The organism is Williamsia muralis, from assembly GCF_051487485.1.
Lineage (GTDB): Bacteria > Actinomycetota > Actinomycetes > Mycobacteriales > Mycobacteriaceae > Williamsia > Williamsia muralis_B.
In genome coordinates, this window is the sequence record NZ_JAHVCV010000002.1 from 918960 (window position 1) to 937025 (window position 18066).

Below are 18066 nucleotides of genomic sequence, written 5' to 3' on the forward strand. Positions count from 1 at the left end.
CTGAATGTCTTTGTGCTGCCTACTTGATCGAAGATCCGTGTTTGGCCAACGGGGTGACCACGATGTCCATGTACGGGAACAAGGGCAGCCCCCAGAGCAGGTCGTTGAGCTCGTCGGGATCGGCGACATCGAAGATACTGATGTTGCTGTATTGACCGGCGATGCGCCACAGGTGAACCCACTTGCCCTGCCGCTGCAGGTCCTGCGAGTAGGCCTTCTCTCGCGCGATGGTCTCGCCCCGCTCGTCGGGGTCGAGGTCACGCGGGATGTTCACATCCATACGAACATGGAAGAGTGCCAACGGGTTTGTCCTTTCGGGATTCGGGTGTCACTCGCGGGTCAGCGAGTTGACGACGTCCATGTCGAGCTGGATGCCCAGCCCGGGACCTTCGGGCAGCGCGACCTTACCGTTCGAATACCGAAGTGGCTCTTGTAACAACTCGACCGAGAACAGCAGCGGACCGAACAGTTCGCTCCCATAGTTGATCGCAGGCTCCGAGCACGCGAAATGGATCGATGCGGCGGTACCGATCGGGCCTTCGATGGACGTGGCACCATGGCACGCAACACCGGCCGCCTTGGCGATCGCGGCGATCTCCTTACTGCGTTGCAGACCACCACATTTGGTGGTCTTGACAGCGATCACGTCGGCCGCGCCCTGGCGCACCACATCGAGTGCGTCGTGTGGGGTCTGCACACTCTCATCGGCCATCACAGGGATCGGCAGCAGGTGGTTCAACTCGGCCAGCACCTCGATCTGCTCGCCGGGCGTGGGTTGTTCGATCAACTCGACGCCACCATCGGCCAGAGCCGGTAGATACCGCAGCGCTGTGAACCGATCCCACCGGGCATTGATGTCCACCCGTACCCCGGCCCTGCCTTTGAGGCCTTCGGCGATGGCAAGAACTCGCGCCGTGTCGTCGGCCGGCTCGATGGCGCCCATCTTCAGCTTGAAGCTGAAGTGCTCTCTGCGGTCGAGCTTCTCAGCGGCCTCGGCGAGGATATCCTCGACCGGCGCGGCCCCCAGCGCCCATGTGACATCGATGCTGCTTCGAAATGCGCCGCCCAGCAACGTGTGTACCGGCACATCCAGACACCGGGCCCACGCATCGTGCAGCGCTATCTCGACCGATGCCTTCGCGAACCGAGCACCTGCGACCACTCGCTCGATGTCGAGCATGATCCCGGTGATGTCGTCCACGGTGCGGCCCACCAGCACCGGGGCGATGTAGCGGTCGACGAGGACTTTCATCGTCTCGACCGACTCACCGCCCCACCACGGCCCACCTGGGACAACACCCTCGCCCACGCCGGTGACCCCACCGTCGACACGAACCGATACCAACAGGATCGGCTGAGCGTCCATCGATGTGGTGGCGAACTTGTGCGGGCGAACAAGCGGGACGTCGATGATGCGGGTGTCGACGCCGACGATCTTCAGATCCGGCACAGCCCGCTTACCCGGCTGCCGGGTCGAGTACAAAGTCGTATGTGACCCGGTTGACCCCGTCGTCACCTGAGGTCGGCCGCAAGACGAGTTCAGGCTTGGTGGCCGAGGCGACATCACTGTCGAGCCACTCCCCACCGTCGAAGTACAGCTGCGTGGTCACCGATTCGTGCTCCGGTGCCGACACGATCAGGTGCAGATGCGCCGGCCGCCAGGGATGACCATTCTGGGCCGCGATGAACGCACCGGTCGGGCCGTCGGTCGGAATCTGGTACGGCGCAGGCTGAATGGTCGTCACCTGGTAACGGCCCTCACCGTCGGTGATGATCTTTCCGCGCAGGTTCCACTCCGGCAGATGATCGGCGAACTGCGAGTAGTAGCCATCGGCATCGGCGTGCCACAACTCGACGATCGCACCACCGATGCCCTTGCCGTCCAGATCGGTGACCTGACCGGAGAAGACGAGAGGGGTCTCTTTCGTGTCGACCTCACGCATCGGCAGCGTGCACACCGACGGCAGCTCGGGAGCATCGGCCACGTAGTACGGCCCCTCGATGCTGCCCTTGGTGCCCTTACGGCTGCGCGCAAGGACTTCTTCCACAGCATGCTCGATGAACACGTCGAGGAACAGCGGCCACTCGCCGCCCTCGCCCACATCGATGAGCCACTGCTTGAGCACGCGATATTCCGGATACGTGACGTTGTGATCGAGGATCACCTTGTGCAGCGCGCTGAGCGCGTCTTTCGCGATGGCAGCAACTCGTTCCGGCGAGGTGTCGGCACTGACCCGCTCGTTCTTGAACTTGTCGGTGGCGGCGGTGCCAGATCCCACCGCGGTGGGGCTCTCGTGTTCGGTGGTTGTCATGTCGTGTCTCCTGCTCAGCAGATCGTTATGAGGTGTGACCGCTATGCGTACCGGGCTGTCGCAGTGCGTACGTACACTGTGCGTCCAGTCACAGGTGATGTCAAGCACCCGAATGCCCATCCACCGCGGTGGACCCGACGAGCCGGGACATCGTTCATCGACTGCGTCCTTGCTGAGCGGCGCTGCCACACAATGGTATTCGACGTCGTTCTGCCTTGTCCCGACCTCATGGCCGTCGGCAGACCGGATACTCCCTGCGTCTCCCTAAGGGAATTCCCAATTGCCTCGCATCTGTGACAGCAGTCACGATCACGTACGCAGAAGGTCAGCCATGTACGCATCGCGTACCCCACCTTGGAGTTTCGATGAACTATCTCAAAGGGCATGTCAGCCCCCTGGATCACCGGAGTCGTGGCCTGTCCGCGGCCGACGGCAGAGGTACCCCATGACCGTGCATGAACACCCCCGCGCCGATCGCACGGACTACTACGCACTGAGCAAAGAGCGCACCCGACTCACACTCACCCTGAGCGCAGCAGTGTTGGCGTTCTTCCTGCCGCTGCCCGTCCTCGGTGGATTCATCTCCGTCCTGGACGGGGTGCTCTTCCAGGGACTCACCGTCGCGTGGGTCTATGCGTTCGCCCAGTTCGTCGTCGCAATCGTCGTCGCCCGCTGGTATTCGCATTGGGCGGCTCGGTTCGACCAACGACTCGCGGCCCTGACCACCGGAGAGACCAGCTCATGACACTTTCTTCAGCACTGCTCTTCGGCGCCCTTGTGGTGGTCACCCTGATCATCACGTGGTGGGCGTCCAAACGGAACAAGACAGCCGCCGACCACTATGTCGCCGGCGGCCGACTCTCCGGTAGACAGAACGGCGTCGCGATCGCAGGTGACTTCATCTCGGCCGCATCATTTCTCGGTGTGACCGGAGCCATCGCGCTCACCGGATTCAACGGGTTCTATCTGGCTGTCTTCGTCCCGATCGCTTTCCTGCTCGCGATGCTGATCGTCGCCGAACCCCTGCGAAACCTCGGACGCTTCACCCTCGCCGACGTACTCGCGACGCGCTTCCAGGGGTCGGCCGTCCGCTCCGCCATGGCCACCAGCACCGTTGTCATCAGCGTGGTCTACCTGGTCGCGCAGCTTGTCGGAGCCGCGCTCATCGTGTCGTTGCTGTTCGACATCAAGTACTACGTGGCCGTGCTCATCATCGGCGTGCTGACCACGGCGTACACCATGATCGGTGGCATGCTCGCGACCAGCTGGATCCAGATCATCAAGACCGGACTTCTGATCTGCTGCGCGGTCGCGATGTTCCTGCTGGTGCTCTTTCGGTTCGACTTCAACCCCCTGGGCCCGTTCTCGTCGGCGCTCAGCGAGTTCGGCAAGTCGTTTGTCGGCCCGGCCCGGTCGTCGGACATGGCGTCGTTCGATCAGCTGTCGCAGATCGTCGGGCTGGTCTTGGGTGTGCTCGGACTGCCACACGTGATGATCCGCTTCCTCACCGTGCCGGATTCGAAGCAGGCCAGATCATCGGCCTACACGGCGATCTGGGTCTTCTTCGCGTTCTATCTCATGATTCCGATCCTCGGTTACGGAGCCGCCAACATCGTCGGACGTGAGGACATCGCCAAGGAGAACAAGGGAGGAAACCTGGCCGTGGCCCAGTTGGCCGAATCACTGGGTGGCTCAATGCTTCTCGCCTTCGTGGCTGCAGTCGCCTTCGTCACCATCCTTGCCGCACTCTCCGGTCTGGTCATCGCCACGTCGGGCGCGATCGCCCACGATCTCTATGCGCAGGTGTTCCGGCGCGGCAAGGTGTCCGAGGTGGGTCAGCATCGCGCCGCCCGCATCGCCACTGTCGCCACATGCGCCATCGGCGTCCTCATCGCACTCGCGGCGGAGAAGCAGAACGTGGCGTTCCTGGCCTCCCTCGGAATGTCGATCGCGGCATGCGCCAACCTGCCGGCGCTGCTGTTGACGATGTACTGGCGCCGGATGACCGCATCTGCGGTCATCAGCGGAATCGTTGTGGGACTGACGTTGTCGATCGCGATCATCCTCGCGAGCCCCGCCATCCACGGCCCCGACGCGCCTCTCGGCTTCTCCAACCCGGCTCTTGTCGTCGCGCCGATCGCGCTCATCGTGTCCATCGTGGTCGCGTTGATGACGGCACCGCGTGGAGACCGTGCGAAAGACGCCACCGAGACGTTCGACGACATGCGGATCACCGCGCTCACCGGCAAGCCGCCCGTGGTGCGGACACCGGATTCCGCCCAAGTCAGCTGACCCGGGGCGGCAGCCGCCGACCTCTCGACACCAGGCACCTCCCGCCGGGCACCCAGCCCGCGGGAGGTGTTTTGTGTTTGTGTGGAATGAGCCAGTCCCTCCGACTCCATGCAGAACCTCCGGTTGCAACCGGAGGAAGTCATCGCAACCGGAGGGTATGGCCGACCGCACTCAGGTCCTCCGACTTCGTGCAGTTCCTCCCGCTGCAACCGGAGGAGGTCACCACAGTCGAAGGGTCTGGTCAGCAGACCGCAAAACCCAACACCCGCTGACACACAGTCCCTCCGACTCCATGCAGCCCCTCCCGCTGCAACCGGAGGAAGTGGCTGCAGTCGGAGGGTCTGGCCGGCAGACTGCAAGCCCCCACACCCGCTGACACACAGTCCCTCCCGCTGCAACCGGAGGAAGTCGCCACAATCGGAGGACCTAGACCGACAGACCGCAAACCCCACACCCGCTGGGCGACAAGTTCCTCCGACTTCGTGCAGAACCTCCCGCTGCAACCGGAGGAAGTCGCCAAAGTCGGAGGGTCTGGCCGGCAGCACTCAGTTCCTCCGACTCCATGCAGATCCCCCCGTTGCAACCGGAGGAAATGGCCACAATCGGAGGAGACCGCCTCTCCCACAACCAAAAACGGGCACCACATCGTCGCTACGATGTGGTGCCCGTATCAGGTGCCTGTTCTCTCAGTAGAGTTCGATCACCAATTTCTCCGACAACGCTCGAGACACGCAGAGCGCCATCTGATTCCCCGCGGCCTTGTCTGCCGCTGACAGGCAGTTGTCGCGGTGGTCCGGCGTCCCTTCGAGCACACCGGAAACACACGAACCGCAGATGCCTTCCTCGCAGGACTTGAACACCTCGATGCCGTTGTCCTCGAGGACCTCGAGGATGGACCGGTCGGCCGGGATCTCGAACTCTTCGCCCGTATCCAGCTCGACGGCAAACGCCTTGTCGTCACTCGAGTCGATCACCGTCGCGACGAAGTGCTCGGTGTGAACGTGATCCGATCCGACCACCGGTGCGAACACTGCCGCGACCTGCTCCATGAATCCGTCCGGGCCACAGGCGTAGACGTGGGTTGCGCTTGTCGCGGTTGACGCAACGTCGGCGAGCACACCGGGCTGTTCCGACCGCGGTGTACCGAAATGCAGGTGCACGCGCGGCGTGAAATCGACCCGGTTCTCCAGCAGGTCTACAAAGGCCGCTTGATCACGCGATCGGGCGAAATAGTGGAGCTCGAATTCCTCGCCCCACGAATAGATCTCGTAGGCCATGCTCAGCAACGGCGTCACACCGATGCCTCCGGCGATCAAGATGTGCCGGTCTGCACCTTTGGCGATCGTGAGCAGATTCCGCGGCTCACTGATCTTGATGTGGTCGCCGGTGCTCACCTCGTGCAACGCCACCGAACCACCACGGGACTTCGCCTCCCGCTTCACGGCGATCAGCAACGACGACGGGTCGCTCGGTGGACTGCACAGCGAGTACTGGCGCAGCACGCCGGTGGGGCCGACCACATCGATGTGGGCGCCTGCCTCATACCGGACGAACGGGGCGCCGTCCTCGCGAGTCAATCGAAGAGTGCGGATGTCGGGCGTCTCCTCGACGACCTCCGCCACCCGTACGAGCACGCTCATAGCAGGAATCCGGCCGCCGGGACCTCGTCCCTGCCGTCGATGAGGCGGATCACCTTACGGACGATCTTGTCTTCCTGCGCAGTTGCCGCCACCCGGATCGTGTAGTCGACGTTCGCGGCCCAGATGTCATGCCTGCCACGCTTGTACGCGATCAGAACCTGCGCGGCGCGAACCTCGACGGTGGAGCCGTCCTCGGTGTCGACAACGTCGGCCGGGACGAAACGTGAGACGGTACGCGCTGTCGTCGCCGAGTCGACCGCCGCGATCGCGTAACCCTCGGTCATCCGTGTAACGCGCAACTGACGCATTCTGGCGTCGTCGTAGACCATGTTCAGGCTGTTGGCGAAGTCTTCTTCGTCCGGGTCGATCGGGACGACGTAGAGGGCATCATCGGAGTAGAGCTGCTGCCAGGGCTCGTAGGCCTTCTGGTCCAGTAGTTCGGCCTCGCGCGCGATGAGGTCGGTGGCCCGCACGACGCGGGGATCCGTTGTCGGCACAAAGGAGACCGGAAGATCGCGCCCCTCGGTGGCGGCTGCCCACGCCCCCGGCTTGGGTTTCGGCTTGGGCTTCGGGGTGGTGACCGTGTCAGTCATCGCTCATCATCTCCTTCCATTTGCCGTATGCAGCGCGCATACCGGTTTCGTCTGTGACGTGTGAGGTGGGCCAACCCTCGGGTGAGAGTTGTTCCCGGCCGAGACCGCGGTTGACCATGATCGGCAGTTCGGGTCCGCCGATCGCGCCCCGCTGCACGCGGTCCCAGCCCTCCGCGTCGTCAGGGGTTCCGAAACCGAAGGGGCCCTGGAAGTGCTCGTGCACCCTGAGCCGCTCGCGGTTGACCGGGCCGACGATGTCAGCCGGGCCGTCCGAGCCGAGAGCGACGTGTTCGATCCACGTCTCGTCCACCGAGATCGGCCGGATGACCCGGAAGAACGAGATCGACATCGACACATTCGGGAACAGGTTGAGGTTGAACCCTGTTCCGTGCATGGCCCGCACCAGCTTTCGGACCGCAGCGTCGTCGAGACCGGCCGACTTCAGTTCGGCGACCAGGCCGTCGAAACGAGCCTGCAGGGGCTCGCTGCCGTCGTCGATGTCGAGATCGGAGTGCTCGGGAACCATCTGCATGACCGAGTGACCGTTGCCGAGGTCGTGGGTGATGGCCGCGGGGTCGGTCATGAAGCTCATCATGTCCGACGTCTCGGAGTCGACCGACGCCATCCACGAGCGGTGGACGATGGGGAAATGGTAACCGTCGGTGGTGTTCTCGAGCTGGATCTTCCAGTTGCCCCGGAACTTGAACCGGTGCGTGCCGAGAACCTTGACGGGGTAACCGCCACCCTGCTTGAAAAATCTGTCCATCCAGAGTTTGGCATCACCCAGGAAGTCCGCGAGAGGCGCAGCATCGTGGTCGAGCGTGGCGAACACCATCCCCGCGTACGACTCGGTCCGCAGTTTCTTCAGGCCCATCCCTTCCTTGCCCATGACGTCTTCGTAACCGTCGGGGTAGGGAATGCCGCGCAGCGTTCCGTCCAGTCCGTAGGACCAGGCGTGGTAGGGACAGGTGAACCCATTGGTGGTGCCCGAACGCTTCTCGCACACGCTGGCCCCGCGGTGGCGGCACCTGTTGAGCAACGTGTGGATGTTGCCTTTGCGGTCACGGCTGACGATGACCGGCTGGCGTCCGACGTGTGTCGACTTGAAGCTGCCGGCCTTGGGGAGCTCACTCTCGTGTGCAACCCACACCCATGTCTTCTCGAAGATCTTGGTCATCTCGAGCTCGAAGATCTCGGGGTCGGTGTACATACGGCCCGCTACGCGATCTTCGCGCACCAGGTCGGCGGGAGGGAGGTCAAAGACCTTCTCCGCGGAGAAGTCGATGGTCATCGGTGATCGCTCCAGTGGATAGACTATGTGCATCGCAAGACGAACGAGGTTGTGGCACTGCGGCACCGGATGCGCACACCTACCGCGGTCTTGCGACTTTTCGCACCTTCCCCGCCCACGGTACGGGGGCACGGCCGGGTGCGAAATCAGAAAAGACACAACCTCGGGTAGGTGATTTCCTTACCCCCGCAGTGGGCCCGGACGAGCCCGTTCCGCCGTAGAGTCGGGCAGTGGCCGGCCGCACGCTCAGGCAGTGACAGAGCCGAACTCGTAGATGCCACAACCCATGCGAGGAAAGACCCACGGAATCGAAATGACCTCAACAGCCCGCACCGCCGTCGCCGGCGAGCACCGGATGACCCTCACCTGTTACAACGACACCTTCGGCTACGGATGGCGGCACGTCGATCTGTTCACCCGCGATGCTTCCGGCCGCGAGCTGAACTGGGTGCACTGGACGGTACCGGCCGACGGGCCCGACGCCGCCGACGCGGTGACCGCCCGTGTCGAGCCGACCCTTCGGCGCACCTCTGACTGGCGTCACAAGGTCAGCGCCGGCGGAATGGACTTCTGGGAAGCCGATGCAGTCTGGGCGGACGACGACGTCTAGGCGCTCCCGCACGAACAACGCCCCCGGATCCGGTCGAGATCTCGGGGGCGTTTGCTCTTCGGGGCGTTTGCTCGTCGGGGCGTTTGTACATCGGGCTGAAAGCACTGCGTGACAATGTCTCTCAGGGGTTCATGACCACCGAGGTGGATGGGTAGCTCTCTGCGAACTCCTCGGGCAGCGGCGCGATGAAGACGTTCTCGGTGCGGGTTCTCGAGATCTTCCAGGTCCCGGACTCTTTGCGGAACGCGTTGTTCAGCCGACTCGACCGCAGCAGACTCCTGCCGTCGGAGAACAACCACGGCTGCATGTGGATCCAGTGACCCTCTGCCGTGTCACCGTCGACATGAATCTGCTCCGAGGTGAGGTAGTGCGCATTCAGCAGCAGGGCGGGATCCTGCTTCTCACCCCAGAAGTTCTGGAAGTGGGCCCGTATTGCATCGCGGCCCACCGCGCGACCGAACTGACCGTTGTAGTACTCGCCGACGCCCTCCCACACGGCGTCGGCGGTGTAGAGATCGACGATCGCGTCGATGCGCTGAGCGTCGTCGACAATGCCGGGGTCAGGGCAAGGCGTGTCACACAGGAGCATGTAACGTGCCTGCAGCCTTCGTATCTCGGCCTCTGCCTCGAGTACCTCGACGCGTGCGGCGAGGGCCGCCAAGGCATCGTCTCGACCGGCGTCGGTCGTGTTCGTTGTCATCGTCAGCTCCTCCTCATCCGGCTTCCAGCACGCGGACCACTGCGCGCGCCTCGTCCAGCCAGGTGTTGATCGTGGACCCCGTGCTCTGGGGCGGCAGCTGGCCCAGGCGCAGCGTCAATGAGAACTCACCCGCAGGGTCTCGCACCGGCAACACGATCGAGCCGACGTCGTAGACCTGCTGGTCGTCGACCTCGCGTACCCGATAGTCGACCGATGCCCGGCCGATCGACTCGCGTATGTTGCGCTCCTGCGACGGGGTCAACCGGCCCTTCTCGTAACGTTTTGTTGCGTCCCGCATCTCGTCGTACGCCGCGCTCCCCTCCACGGGCAAGAACGACAGCAGATAGCCGTGCTCACGCACGAACTCGAGCCGCATCCGATGCATTTCCTTGACCTCTGCACTTGCTTCGCGCAGTTTGTCGACCCAGCGCTCCTGCTCCTCGATGGGCCGGGAGAAGACGTAGCTGTCCCCGATCGGCGGGACCATCGGCACCCGATGGGCAAGCCCTTCTTCGCGGTCGACGCCTATCCCGGTGGCGGACAACACGGTGGCCATCTCGTCGCAGCTGACGGCGGTGAACACCGACACCTCGCACCCGATCGAGTTCGCCAGTGCCTCGACCTCGGCGCGAGCGCCGTGAGCGGCGTGGATGGCAGGCAGGATCTCGTGATCCATGCGTGCCATCAACGACGTGGAGACGAAACTGCCGTAGCCGCCCTGGAAGAAGATCAGCGGGGACACCGGATTCGCCACAGCCATGTCGTTGACCCGACACAGGACGATCCAATGATCGCCTGCCTCAACGGTGTTCCAGATGGTCGTGTCGATCCATGCGATCGATTCCGACAGCACCGGGTCTCCCGACGGCGACGGAAACCAATCGATGCCGTCCAGCTTGTTCTCCCAACGCTGTGCGATGGTCAGCACGATGTCTTCCTGCTCCCCTCCCAAGATGTTGATGCACAGCGACGAGCACTCACGCATCCTCGCGAAGGTCCGAGACGTCATCATCGGCATGAACGACACCAGAGGCGGATCGAGAGACACCGAGTTGAACGTGCCGACGACCATGGCGAGGATGTCGCCTTCATTGTCGCGGCCGGTCACCACCACGACGCCGGTCGGGTAGTGTCCCATCACTTCTCGGAACACGTGCGGGTCCACCGGAGCCGTAGCGGGATGGGACATGATTGCCTTCCTGTGGTCAGGATGCGAGCTCGATACTGCGCTGGCAGCAACGTATTGCTCACCTCCCCTACACCGGTAGGAGAGAAATCTTTACTGTTCCCCGTCGCCGCGGGCGGGCAGACTGGCGGCACCGAGATGGAGGAGACAATCGTGATCGCTGCACACCTGACACGGTCGATCGAGGATCAGGCGGCCGCCGTCGGCAACGGTGACGTGACCGCCGAGGAGCTCGCCGCGGCAGTCCGGCGCGAGATCGAGGGTGCCGAAACGCGTATCGCAGCTTGGGTTCACCTGTCGACCGAGACGGTGAACGAAGCACGCGAACGAGACCAGGACCGGGACAACGGCGCCCTGCCGCTGCGCGGGATCTCCGTGGGGGTCAAAGACCTCATCGACGTCGCCGGAATACCTACGCGCGCTGGATCGTCGACCACACCGGCCGACCCTGTCCTCACCGACGCACCCTGCGTCGCCCGGCTGCGCGAGCTCGGCGCCGTGGTCCAGGGAAAAACGGTCACAACCGAATTCGGGTACTTCGCTCCCGGTCCGACACGAAACCCCTTCGCGATCGATCACACGCCCGGCGGCTCTTCGAGCGGCTCCGCGGCTGCTGTGGGAGCCGGCACGCTGCCTCTCGCCCTGGGCACCCAAACCGCAGGGTCACTCACCCGGCCGGCGTCTTTCTGCGGCGCGGCAGGAATGGTCTTCGCGCACGGCACAACCGATCTGGCGGGTGTGTGCGGATTGAGCGAATCGCTCGATTCGCTGGGGATGCTCACCCGGACGGTATCCGACCTGGCGTACGTGTACTCGTCGTTCACCGGCCGGAAACTGCACCCGAGCAGCACAGGCAGTACAGGCAGCACTGGCAGTACTGGCAGCACCGTATTCGTCTGGGACGGAACGGCACTCGGGGAGATCGAACCGCCGATGGCTCAATTGCTCGAGCAGGCGCCCACTCTGCTCCGTGAAGCAGGCCGTGCGACTGCACCTCTGGAGTGGGACGATCAGGTGCGTGAGCTTGCCCGCGATCACCTGACTGTGATGGCACATGAGGCGGCCATCACCCTTGACGCCGTCTACAACCAGCACAGCGGGACTCTGAGCGATCCTCTTCGACAGCTGATCGACGGCGGCCGGAACACATCAGACGGTGACCGTGATGCGGCCCTCGACCGACGCGAGCGTGCGCGAGCGCAACTCGTGGACCGAATCGGGCGATCGATCATCGTCGGGCCGGCAGCGCTCGGGCCGGCACCCGCCGGCCTCGCTGCAACCGGATCGCCTGTCTTGAGTCGGCCGTGGCAATTGCTCGGGGCCCCGGTGGTGACCGTGCCCGGTGTACGTACCGTCGCCGGGCTTCCACTCGGACTGCAGCTCATCGGTCACCCGGGCCACGAGGGCGAGCTCTTCGACGTCGCGATCGCCCTCGAAGCCGTACTGCGGGCTCTGCCTCCGGTTCAAGACTGACGCGTAGCAGAGAGGGTAGAGTCGACTCGTCTCCATTGCCAGGTTCGAGATGCGGAGATCCGAGGAGAAATGTCCGATCAGCCAACCGATGACCCGCGACCGGCAACGGTCTATGTGGTCGATGACGATCCCGAACTCTGCGAGTCGGTGGCTTGGTTACTCGACAGCATCGGCATCACGCCGCGGATCTTCCACAGCGCCGACGAGTTCCTCTCGGCGTACAACGGCGACCACGCGGCCTGCATCGTGCTCGATGTCCGGATGCCCCAGATCAGCGGAACCCGATTGCAGGAGAAGCTGACTGCGTTTGCGCCCCACGTCGCGATCATCTTCGTTTCCGCCCACGGTGACATCCGGATGTCGGTTCGAACCTTGCAGGCTGGGGCACTCGACTTCCTCGAGAAACCATACGAACCGCAGCGCTTGCTCGACGCGGTGCAGGCCGGCGTCGAGAAGGCCGACAGCAGGTTCCGGCAGTTTCGTCTGCAACAGGCGGTGCAGGTCAAGGTGGCCTCGCTGACGCCTCGCGAACGCCAGATCCTCGCCCTGGTGGTCGAGGGGCTACCCAGCCAGAACATCGCCCGTCGGCTCGGGATGAGTGTCAAGACGGTCGACGTGCACCGCGCGCGGATCAAGAGCAAGACCGACGCGGACAGTATCAGCACGCTGGTGCGTGACGTCCTGCGCTTCGACGTCGACATCGCCGTCGACCCCGACTAGAGCCCCCTCGCCGCCGTCCTTCCGACGGCAGGTCAGCGAAGGTAGAGACCGCCGTTGACGTCCCAGCATGCGCCGGTGACAAAACTCGCACCGGCCGAGGTCAGCAAGCTGACCACGTCACCGATGAACGCCGGATCGCCGAGCCTGCCGACGGGAATGCCGGCGATCACCGCATCCAGCTTCTCGGGCGGGACGGTTGCGTGGACCACCGGAAGATCGTGTGGGCCAGGCGCTATCGCGTTCACCGTCACCCCTTGCGCTGCGAGCTCTCGGGCGAAGATCTTGGTGGCCGTGAGGATCGCGCCTTTCGACGACGCATAGTGCCCGCCTGTGGCGGTGCCACCGTTCTGACCTGCCAGCGAGGCCATGTTGACGATTCGGCCGTACCCCTGCGCCGCCATCGCCGCACCGAAGACCTGGCAACCGAAAAAGATGCTGTTGACGTTGGTCGTCAGCACCCGCGTGAAGTCCTCTTCGCCGAGGGTCATCAGGTCGGCCGCCTGGGTGACTGCGGCGTTGTTCACCAAAATGCTTGGTACACCCCAGAGTTCGCGGCACTCATCGAGCACGCGGGCGAACTCTGCTCGGTGCGCCACATCCAGCGCCACCGCATGTGCCGTGGTGCCATCGGGTGACAATTCGGCCGCAAACGACTCGGCCGCCTCGACCGCGATGTCGGTGAGCAGAACCCGATGACCGTCTGCGTGCAGTCGCTGGGCGATGTGGCGGCCCATTCCCCCTGCCGCTCCGGTCACCACGGCGATACCGCTCGGTGTGGCGTGCTCGTCTCGCATCATCGGTTCACCTCGTGGTCGGCGCTTGTGTGGTCAGTCAAGTGCGACGTCGTCGCGAATCGTCAACTCGCGGCCCATCCGGGCCTCGATCTTGAAGTACTTCCACAGGGCGTACTCGCCGATCATGGTGGTGCGAAGCAGGTTGCAGGCTTTCTTGACCGTCGGCTGATCACTCACATCGGCCAGCACGTAACACGTCCAGGGCCAACCGTCCGACGGCCCCACCATGTGCGAATCGTCGTCGAACGTGCCGATGATGTCGACGCCGTCCATGTTCTTGAGGTTCGACAACATCGTCGAGATGGCAACCCAGACGGGGCCGATCTCGGACTTCGGCAGGTCGAAGAAGTTCTGGTTGTTGCCGATGCAGAAGAGTGTGCGTAGCGGCTCGGTGGCCATGATGTCCTACTCCTTGGTCGAGGTGAATGTTGCTGCTGCACAATGCCTTGGAAAGGCAGGGGTTCAGGGGAAGCTGGGAATCCCGGCGTCCAGTCCGAGGATCAGCGCGCCGGCTGCCTCGTACGTATGGGCCTGGAGCATGGCGTGCTGTGCGGGGACAAGTGCATCCTGCACATATCTCTGCAGTGGGTGGGTCTCATAGATCGCACCGGTGCCCGCAAGGTCGAATGCCTGCAGCACCACAGCACGCCCGACATGAGCGGCGTGTGTTGCACACAGCCTCAGCATTGCCCGGTCCGTGTCCGAGATGGGCTCATCGGCAACAGCTTTGCGCCATACCTGCTCGCTGGTCTCGTAGAAGAAGGCGCGCGCCGACCGCAACTCCGCCTCTGCCTTGGCCACTCCCGACTTGTAGGCGGGCCGGTTGCCCTTCGCGTCTCCGCCGGTGATGGACGACTTTGCCGCCCCCACCTCGATGACGTGATCGAGAGCTCCCCTGGCTGCGCCCAGTGCCACCACCGCAAGCACCTGCGCGGCGTAGGCCAGCGACGGATACCGGGTGAGGGGTTCATCGACCTGCGGAGCCCCGCCCCGGACGAAGGTCATTTCGTCGGGGACGAACAGCCTTTCAGCGCGGATCGAGTGGCTTCCGGTGGCCTTCATCCCGGCCACCGACCAGTTGTCGACGATCTCCACGTCGTCGGGGTGAACGAGGGCGGTCAGTGGTTTGCCTCCGGTTTCCGGCCCACCGACGAGTCCGATGCCCAGGATGTCGGCGCCGCGGCATCCGCTGGCGAACTGCCATACGCCAGAGCAGACAAACCCGCCGTCGACCTTCTCGGCCTTCTGCATCGGGAAAAGTCCACCCGCATAGGCGACATCGGGCCCTTCGGCATAGATCTTCTCCTGGGTCTCGACGGGCAGAGCCGCGAAATAGACCAGCGCCGAACCGAAGCTCGAAACCCATCCCGTGGCCGGATCGACAGCGGAGATGCGCTCGATCAGTCGCATGAAATCGGCGGGCGGCACGGGCTCACCGCCGAACGCGGCAGGCGTGGAGGCCCGGTAGATCCCGGCGCGCTTGAGGAGTTCGATGTAGTCCTTCGGCACATACCGCTGGTCGTTGAACTCGTCACGACGTGCCCGGAGCACCTCGAGTGCGTGATCAAAAGCTGCGTCTCGTGCCGGACCCGCCGGTTCCGCGGACACCTTCTGCGTCACGCTCTCGGTCGTCATCGCTGTCTCCCATTCGTTCGAAATCGCTCTGCCGCAAACGCTATGGACGCGGCCGACCCCGCGGTATCGGGACTTCCCGCGTGGCGACTAAGCAATTCCTTACTTGCACCCCGGCCCCGGGCACCCGATGCTGAAGGCCTGCAAAGGAGGCGGATGTGCCCGAATTGACGGCAAGCGACTACGAGCGCCTGGTCAGGTCACTGCGGTACTGCGTCCTCGTACACGACGCGGTGACGAAAGACATCCTGTGGGCCAACCCGGCGGCCGCCGAACTGCTCGAGTTCAGTGTGGAAGAACTGCGTCCCCTCAAGGCGCCGGACATGAGTGCCCGCGAGCGCCGATACCGGCGGTCGGTCGGCCGTCAATGGCTGCAGGACGCGGCGGACAACGGTGTCGCGGTCACCGAATGGGCGTACCGGGCCAAGAGCGGCCGGGTCATCCTCACCGAGGCGATCGCCATTCGCGTCGAGCTGTCCGCACGCCCGGTGGTGATGGTCCAGTTCCGCGACATCGAGCACGAAGCGCTGATGCGTAGCAACCTGGTGCGCACCGAGGCCGACCTCACCAGAACCGAGGCACGTCTGGCGGCCTTTCTACGGAGCATGAGCGAAGGCATCCTTGTCCTCGACGACGACGGCCTGATCACGTACGCCAGTGAGGCGGCGGCCACGTTGCTCGACTCGTCGGTTGATGACTTGGTCGGCGCACAGTTCATCGACTTCTGCCGTCCAGGAGAATCCAGGCAGAGCGTGCAGGCCGCTCTGGGGCGCACAGCGCGCCACGGTGAGCCAGAGAGCATCCGCTATGAATTGGCTCTGCCGAGTGGACGTGTGCGATGGCATTCGGGTAGTTGCCAGCACATCGAGATCGAGAACGACCTCAGCGGTTCTCTGCTGTTGTGCCACGACGTGACCGAACACGTCCTCACCGAGCAAGCGCATCGCCGTGACGCCCAGTACCTCAATCATCTGGCCCGGTACAACGCGATGGGCGACATGGCCATGGCCATCGCCCACGAACTCGCCCAACCCCTCGCTGCCGCCACCAACTACCTGGCGGGTACACAGAGCCGCCTCGGCGACAGCCAGTCGGGGCAAGAAGACATCCACCGCGGGCTCGAACATGCACGCAGACAACTCGATCGGGCCAACAACATCGTGCGGAGCCTGCGGGAGTACGTCACCACTCTCGAGGAGTCACAGCAGCACACGGACCTCAACGACATCCTCGCGGAGTGTGCCTATTTCATCGACCTGCGCGCCCGGGAGCGGGGCGTCACGGTGCAGTACGCACCTGCCGAAGACCCGGTGGAAGTGGTGTGCGAGCGGGTGCTGACCGGGCAGGTGGTGCTCAACCTGTGTTTCAACGCCATCGAGGAGATGGCGGAGTGGCCGGCGGAGCAACGAATGGTGTCGGTGGCGGTGCGGCGGGAGCGAGATTTCGGCGTCTTCACCGTCACCGATCAAGGGAAAGGCTTGTCACACATGCCTTCCGGCCGCATTTTCGACGGCGCGTTCACCGACAAGTCGACCGGCCACGGCATCGGGCTGGCCCTGAGCCATCGAATCATCACCCGCCAGGGTGGAACCCTGTCGGCGCGCGAGAACTTCCCTCGCGGCGCCGTGTTCGAGTTCCATCTCCCCCTCGGCGACGATCCGGATCCGACTGGTCAGAACGCATAGCGGACAGTCAGCCACGGGGCGTGCGTCGCGATCAGCTCGACCATCGTGTACACGGCGTCGGCTTTGACTGTGTTGCGATAGCGCACGTTGATACCGCCCGACTGCGACCGCTTGGTCTGCTGGATGCCCGGAGTCCACAACACCTCTTCGGCCTTGGGGTGCCAGCCGAGGTTGACCTCGTGCAGGTCGCGGTTGTGGGTGAGCGTGATGATCTCGACGGCCGCCTGCTGTTTGAAACGTTCGTCCGTCGCGTCGCCCAGACGGCGGAGCAGCTCCGTCCAGCGCTCGCGCCATCCGGCCGAGAGGACCACCGGAGAGAAGTTCAGGTGCACCTCGTACCCGGCGTCGACAAAGTCGTTCAACACCGCGAGGCGCTCGTCGATGGTCGACGTACGGATGTCGAGCAACCTCGAGTCCGCCTCCGGCATCAACGAGAACCGGATGCGGGTGCCCCGCCGCGGGTCGAGGTCGAGCAGGTCCCGGTTCACGTACTTGGTGGCAAAGCTGGCCTTGGCGCCCGCTTGTCTGGCGAAGAATGCGATGAGGTCGGCGACGTTGTCGCTGATGGTCGCATCCACGCTGCAGTCGCTGTTCTCGCCGATGTCGTAGACCCAATCAGCCGGATCGCACTGGTTTGGCGCGGGCTTGGCGCCCTGCCGCCGGATGTGCCTGCCGAGGTAGCCGATGATGGCGTCGATGTTGGTGAACACGGTGACAGGGTTGGCGTAACCCTTGCGGCGCGGTACGTAGCAGTAGGCGCAGGCCATGGCGCACCCGTTGGCCGTCGACGGCGCGATCCAGTCAGCCGACCTCCCGTTCGGCCGCGCCGTCAGCGACTTCTTCACACCGAGGACAAGATCTTCGGTCTTGACCCTCACCCATCGATCGACATTGCCCTCGTTGCCGTGCAACGACGGGATCTGCCAGTGCGACTCGACGTCGATGATCTCGGCGTCGGGGAATCGCGCGAGCACCTGCTGGCCGCGCAGATCGGCTTGAGCCTCCGGCTCGGCCCAGATCCGGCGCACCTGCAGCAATGGCGAACGAGGGCGCGCAGACGACGAAGAGGTCACGGCCGACATCTATCACGAGCCTCTGACAACCGGCCGCCGGACAACAGTCCCGTCGAGCCGGCGCC

The 18066-nt window shown here is 64.1% G+C and carries 18 protein-coding genes; 6 read left to right on the plus strand and 12 right to left on the minus strand.

Annotated elements, in window-relative coordinates; genetic code table 11:
* Positions 1 to 19: 19 nt before the first annotated feature.
* From catC to catA, 3 genes are read right to left on the minus strand one after another with little or no spacing between them, the layout of a single operon-like run.
* Positions 20 to 301, minus strand: coding sequence for a muconolactone Delta-isomerase (gene catC, locus KXR83_RS07710; RefSeq protein ID WP_023957138.1), 282 nt, complete (start codon positions 299 to 301; stop codon positions 20 to 22).
* Between the two features lie 27 nt (positions 302 to 328).
* Positions 329 to 1450 (minus strand): muconate/chloromuconate family cycloisomerase, encoded by a 1122-nt coding sequence (locus KXR83_RS07715; protein ID WP_437424318.1) that lies wholly within the window; start codon positions 1448 to 1450, stop codon positions 329 to 331.
* A gap of 7 nt (positions 1451 to 1457) precedes the next feature.
* Positions 1458 to 2312, minus strand: coding sequence for a catechol 1,2-dioxygenase (catA, locus tag KXR83_RS07720; protein ID WP_437424319.1), 855 nt, complete (start codon positions 2310 to 2312; stop codon positions 1458 to 1460).
* Positions 2313 to 2757: 445 nt separating this feature from the next.
* Here catA and KXR83_RS07725 point away from each other — a divergent pair, with 445 nt between their 5' ends.
* Both KXR83_RS07725 and KXR83_RS07730 read left to right on the plus strand, forming a co-directional pair.
* Complete coding sequence (locus tag KXR83_RS07725; RefSeq protein ID WP_437424320.1) at positions 2758 to 3057, plus strand: DUF485 domain-containing protein; 300 nt, start codon at positions 2758 to 2760, stop codon at positions 3055 to 3057.
* Complete coding sequence (locus tag KXR83_RS07730; protein ID WP_437424321.1) at positions 3054 to 4604, plus strand: solute symporter family protein; 1551 nt, start codon at positions 3054 to 3056, stop codon at positions 4602 to 4604. Before KXR83_RS07725 ends, KXR83_RS07730 begins: the two co-directional genes overlap by 4 nt.
* A 686-nt stretch (positions 4605 to 5290) precedes the next feature.
* On the opposite strand, the gene KXR83_RS07735 is transcribed toward KXR83_RS07730, so the two are convergent.
* From KXR83_RS07735 to KXR83_RS07745, 3 genes are read right to left on the minus strand one after another with little or no spacing between them, the layout of a single operon-like run.
* Complete coding sequence (locus KXR83_RS07735) at positions 5291 to 6244, minus strand: PDR/VanB family oxidoreductase (RefSeq protein WP_437424322.1); 954 nt, start codon at positions 6242 to 6244, stop codon at positions 5291 to 5293.
* Complete coding sequence (locus tag KXR83_RS07740) at positions 6241 to 6837, minus strand: aromatic-ring-hydroxylating dioxygenase subunit beta (protein WP_437424323.1); 597 nt, start codon at positions 6835 to 6837, stop codon at positions 6241 to 6243. Before KXR83_RS07740 ends, KXR83_RS07735 begins: the two co-directional genes overlap by 4 nt.
* Positions 6830 to 8128 (minus strand): aromatic ring-hydroxylating oxygenase subunit alpha, encoded by a 1299-nt coding sequence (locus tag KXR83_RS07745; protein WP_437424324.1) that lies wholly within the window; start codon positions 8126 to 8128, stop codon positions 6830 to 6832. Before KXR83_RS07745 ends, KXR83_RS07740 begins: the two co-directional genes overlap by 8 nt.
* A gap of 313 nt (positions 8129 to 8441) precedes the next feature.
* Here KXR83_RS07745 and KXR83_RS07750 point away from each other — a divergent pair, with 313 nt between their 5' ends.
* Positions 8442 to 8738: a hypothetical protein gene (locus KXR83_RS07750; protein ID WP_437424325.1), complete on the plus strand. Its 297-nt coding sequence runs from the start codon at positions 8442 to 8444 to the stop codon at positions 8736 to 8738.
* A gap of 121 nt (positions 8739 to 8859) precedes the next feature.
* Here KXR83_RS07750 and KXR83_RS07755 read toward each other — a convergent pair whose 3' ends face one another.
* Entirely contained in the window at positions 8860 to 9438 is a 579-nt protein-coding gene (locus KXR83_RS07755) for a nuclear transport factor 2 family protein (RefSeq protein WP_437424326.1), read from the minus strand.
* Positions 9439 to 9451: 13 nt separating this feature from the next.
* On the minus strand, positions 9452 to 10627 hold the full coding sequence (locus tag KXR83_RS07760) for a flavin reductase family protein (protein WP_437424327.1): 1176 nt from the start codon (positions 10625 to 10627) through the stop codon (positions 9452 to 9454).
* Between the two features lie 150 nt (positions 10628 to 10777).
* Between KXR83_RS07760 and KXR83_RS07765 the strand changes: the two genes are divergently transcribed.
* Both KXR83_RS07765 and KXR83_RS07770 read left to right on the plus strand, forming a co-directional pair.
* Positions 10778 to 12097 carry an amidase gene (locus tag KXR83_RS07765; RefSeq protein ID WP_437424328.1) on the plus strand — a complete coding sequence of 440 codons (1320 nt, stop codon included), beginning with the start codon at positions 10778 to 10780 and terminating at the stop codon, positions 12095 to 12097.
* A 69-nt stretch (positions 12098 to 12166) separates the two neighbouring features.
* Positions 12167 to 12817: a response regulator transcription factor gene (locus KXR83_RS07770; RefSeq protein WP_437424329.1), complete on the plus strand. Its 651-nt coding sequence runs from the start codon at positions 12167 to 12169 to the stop codon at positions 12815 to 12817.
* 32 nt (positions 12818 to 12849) lie between these two features.
* On the opposite strand, the gene KXR83_RS07775 is transcribed toward KXR83_RS07770, so the two are convergent.
* The 3 genes from KXR83_RS07775 to KXR83_RS07785 all read right to left on the minus strand — a co-directional run bounded on the left by KXR83_RS07775 (position 12850) and on the right by KXR83_RS07785 (position 15246).
* Positions 12850 to 13614, minus strand: a complete 765-nt coding sequence (locus KXR83_RS07775; RefSeq protein ID WP_437424330.1) for an SDR family NAD(P)-dependent oxidoreductase — start codon at positions 13612 to 13614, stop codon at positions 12850 to 12852.
* Between the two features lie 30 nt (positions 13615 to 13644).
* Positions 13645 to 14010 carry a hypothetical protein gene (locus KXR83_RS07780; protein ID WP_437424331.1) on the minus strand — a complete coding sequence of 122 codons (366 nt, stop codon included), beginning with the start codon at positions 14008 to 14010 and terminating at the stop codon, positions 13645 to 13647.
* A 63-nt stretch (positions 14011 to 14073) separates the two neighbouring features.
* Entirely contained in the window at positions 14074 to 15246 is a 1173-nt protein-coding gene (locus KXR83_RS07785; protein ID WP_437424332.1) for an acyl-CoA dehydrogenase family protein, read from the minus strand.
* Between the two features lie 155 nt (positions 15247 to 15401).
* Between KXR83_RS07785 and KXR83_RS07790 the strand changes: the two genes are divergently transcribed.
* Complete coding sequence (locus KXR83_RS07790) at positions 15402 to 16928, plus strand: PAS domain S-box protein (RefSeq protein WP_437424333.1); 1527 nt, start codon at positions 15402 to 15404, stop codon at positions 16926 to 16928.
* Here the strand turns inward: KXR83_RS07790 and KXR83_RS07795 are convergent.
* On the minus strand, positions 16916 to 18010 hold the full coding sequence (locus tag KXR83_RS07795) for a spore photoproduct lyase family protein (RefSeq protein ID WP_437424334.1): 1095 nt from the start codon (positions 18008 to 18010) through the stop codon (positions 16916 to 16918). The two genes, KXR83_RS07790 and KXR83_RS07795, sit on opposite strands and share 13 nt — an antisense overlap.
* Between the last annotated feature and the right edge of the window lie 56 nt (positions 18011 to 18066).

Excerpts from the sequence above, each read along its gene's own strand:
- KXR83_RS07785 (WP_437424332.1), bottom strand. The coding sequence starts at position 15,246 with ATGACGACCGAGAGCGTGACGCAGAAGGTGTCCGCGGAACCGGCGGGT.
- KXR83_RS07725 (WP_437424320.1), top strand. The coding sequence starts at position 2,758 with ATGACCGTGCATGAACACCCCCGCGCCGATCGCACGGACTACTACGCA.
- KXR83_RS07730 (WP_437424321.1), top strand. The coding sequence starts at position 3,054 with ATGACACTTTCTTCAGCACTGCTCTTCGGCGCCCTTGTGGTGGTCACC.
- KXR83_RS07760 (WP_437424327.1), bottom strand. The coding sequence starts at position 10,627 with ATGTCCCATCCCGCTACGGCTCCGGTGGACCCGCACGTGTTCCGAGAA.
- KXR83_RS07745 (WP_437424324.1), bottom strand. The coding sequence starts at position 8,128 with ATGACCATCGACTTCTCCGCGGAGAAGGTCTTTGACCTCCCTCCCGCC.
- KXR83_RS07780 (WP_437424331.1), bottom strand. The coding sequence starts at position 14,010 with ATGGCCACCGAGCCGCTACGCACACTCTTCTGCATCGGCAACAACCAG.
- KXR83_RS07740 (WP_437424323.1), bottom strand. The coding sequence starts at position 6,837 with ATGACTGACACGGTCACCACCCCGAAGCCCAAGCCGAAACCCAAGCCG.
- KXR83_RS07775 (WP_437424330.1), bottom strand. The coding sequence starts at position 13,614 with ATGATGCGAGACGAGCACGCCACACCGAGCGGTATCGCCGTGGTGACC.
- KXR83_RS07735 (WP_437424322.1), bottom strand. The coding sequence starts at position 6,244 with ATGAGCGTGCTCGTACGGGTGGCGGAGGTCGTCGAGGAGACGCCCGAC.
- KXR83_RS07795 (WP_437424334.1), bottom strand. The coding sequence starts at position 18,010 with ATGTCGGCCGTGACCTCTTCGTCGTCTGCGCGCCCTCGTTCGCCATTG.
- KXR83_RS07750 (WP_437424325.1), top strand. The coding sequence starts at position 8,442 with ATGACCTCAACAGCCCGCACCGCCGTCGCCGGCGAGCACCGGATGACC.
- catA (WP_437424319.1), bottom strand. The coding sequence starts at position 2,312 with ATGACAACCACCGAACACGAGAGCCCCACCGCGGTGGGATCTGGCACC.
- KXR83_RS07755 (WP_437424326.1), bottom strand. The coding sequence starts at position 9,438 with ATGACAACGAACACGACCGACGCCGGTCGAGACGATGCCTTGGCGGCC.
- KXR83_RS07770 (WP_437424329.1), top strand. The coding sequence starts at position 12,167 with ATGTCCGATCAGCCAACCGATGACCCGCGACCGGCAACGGTCTATGTG.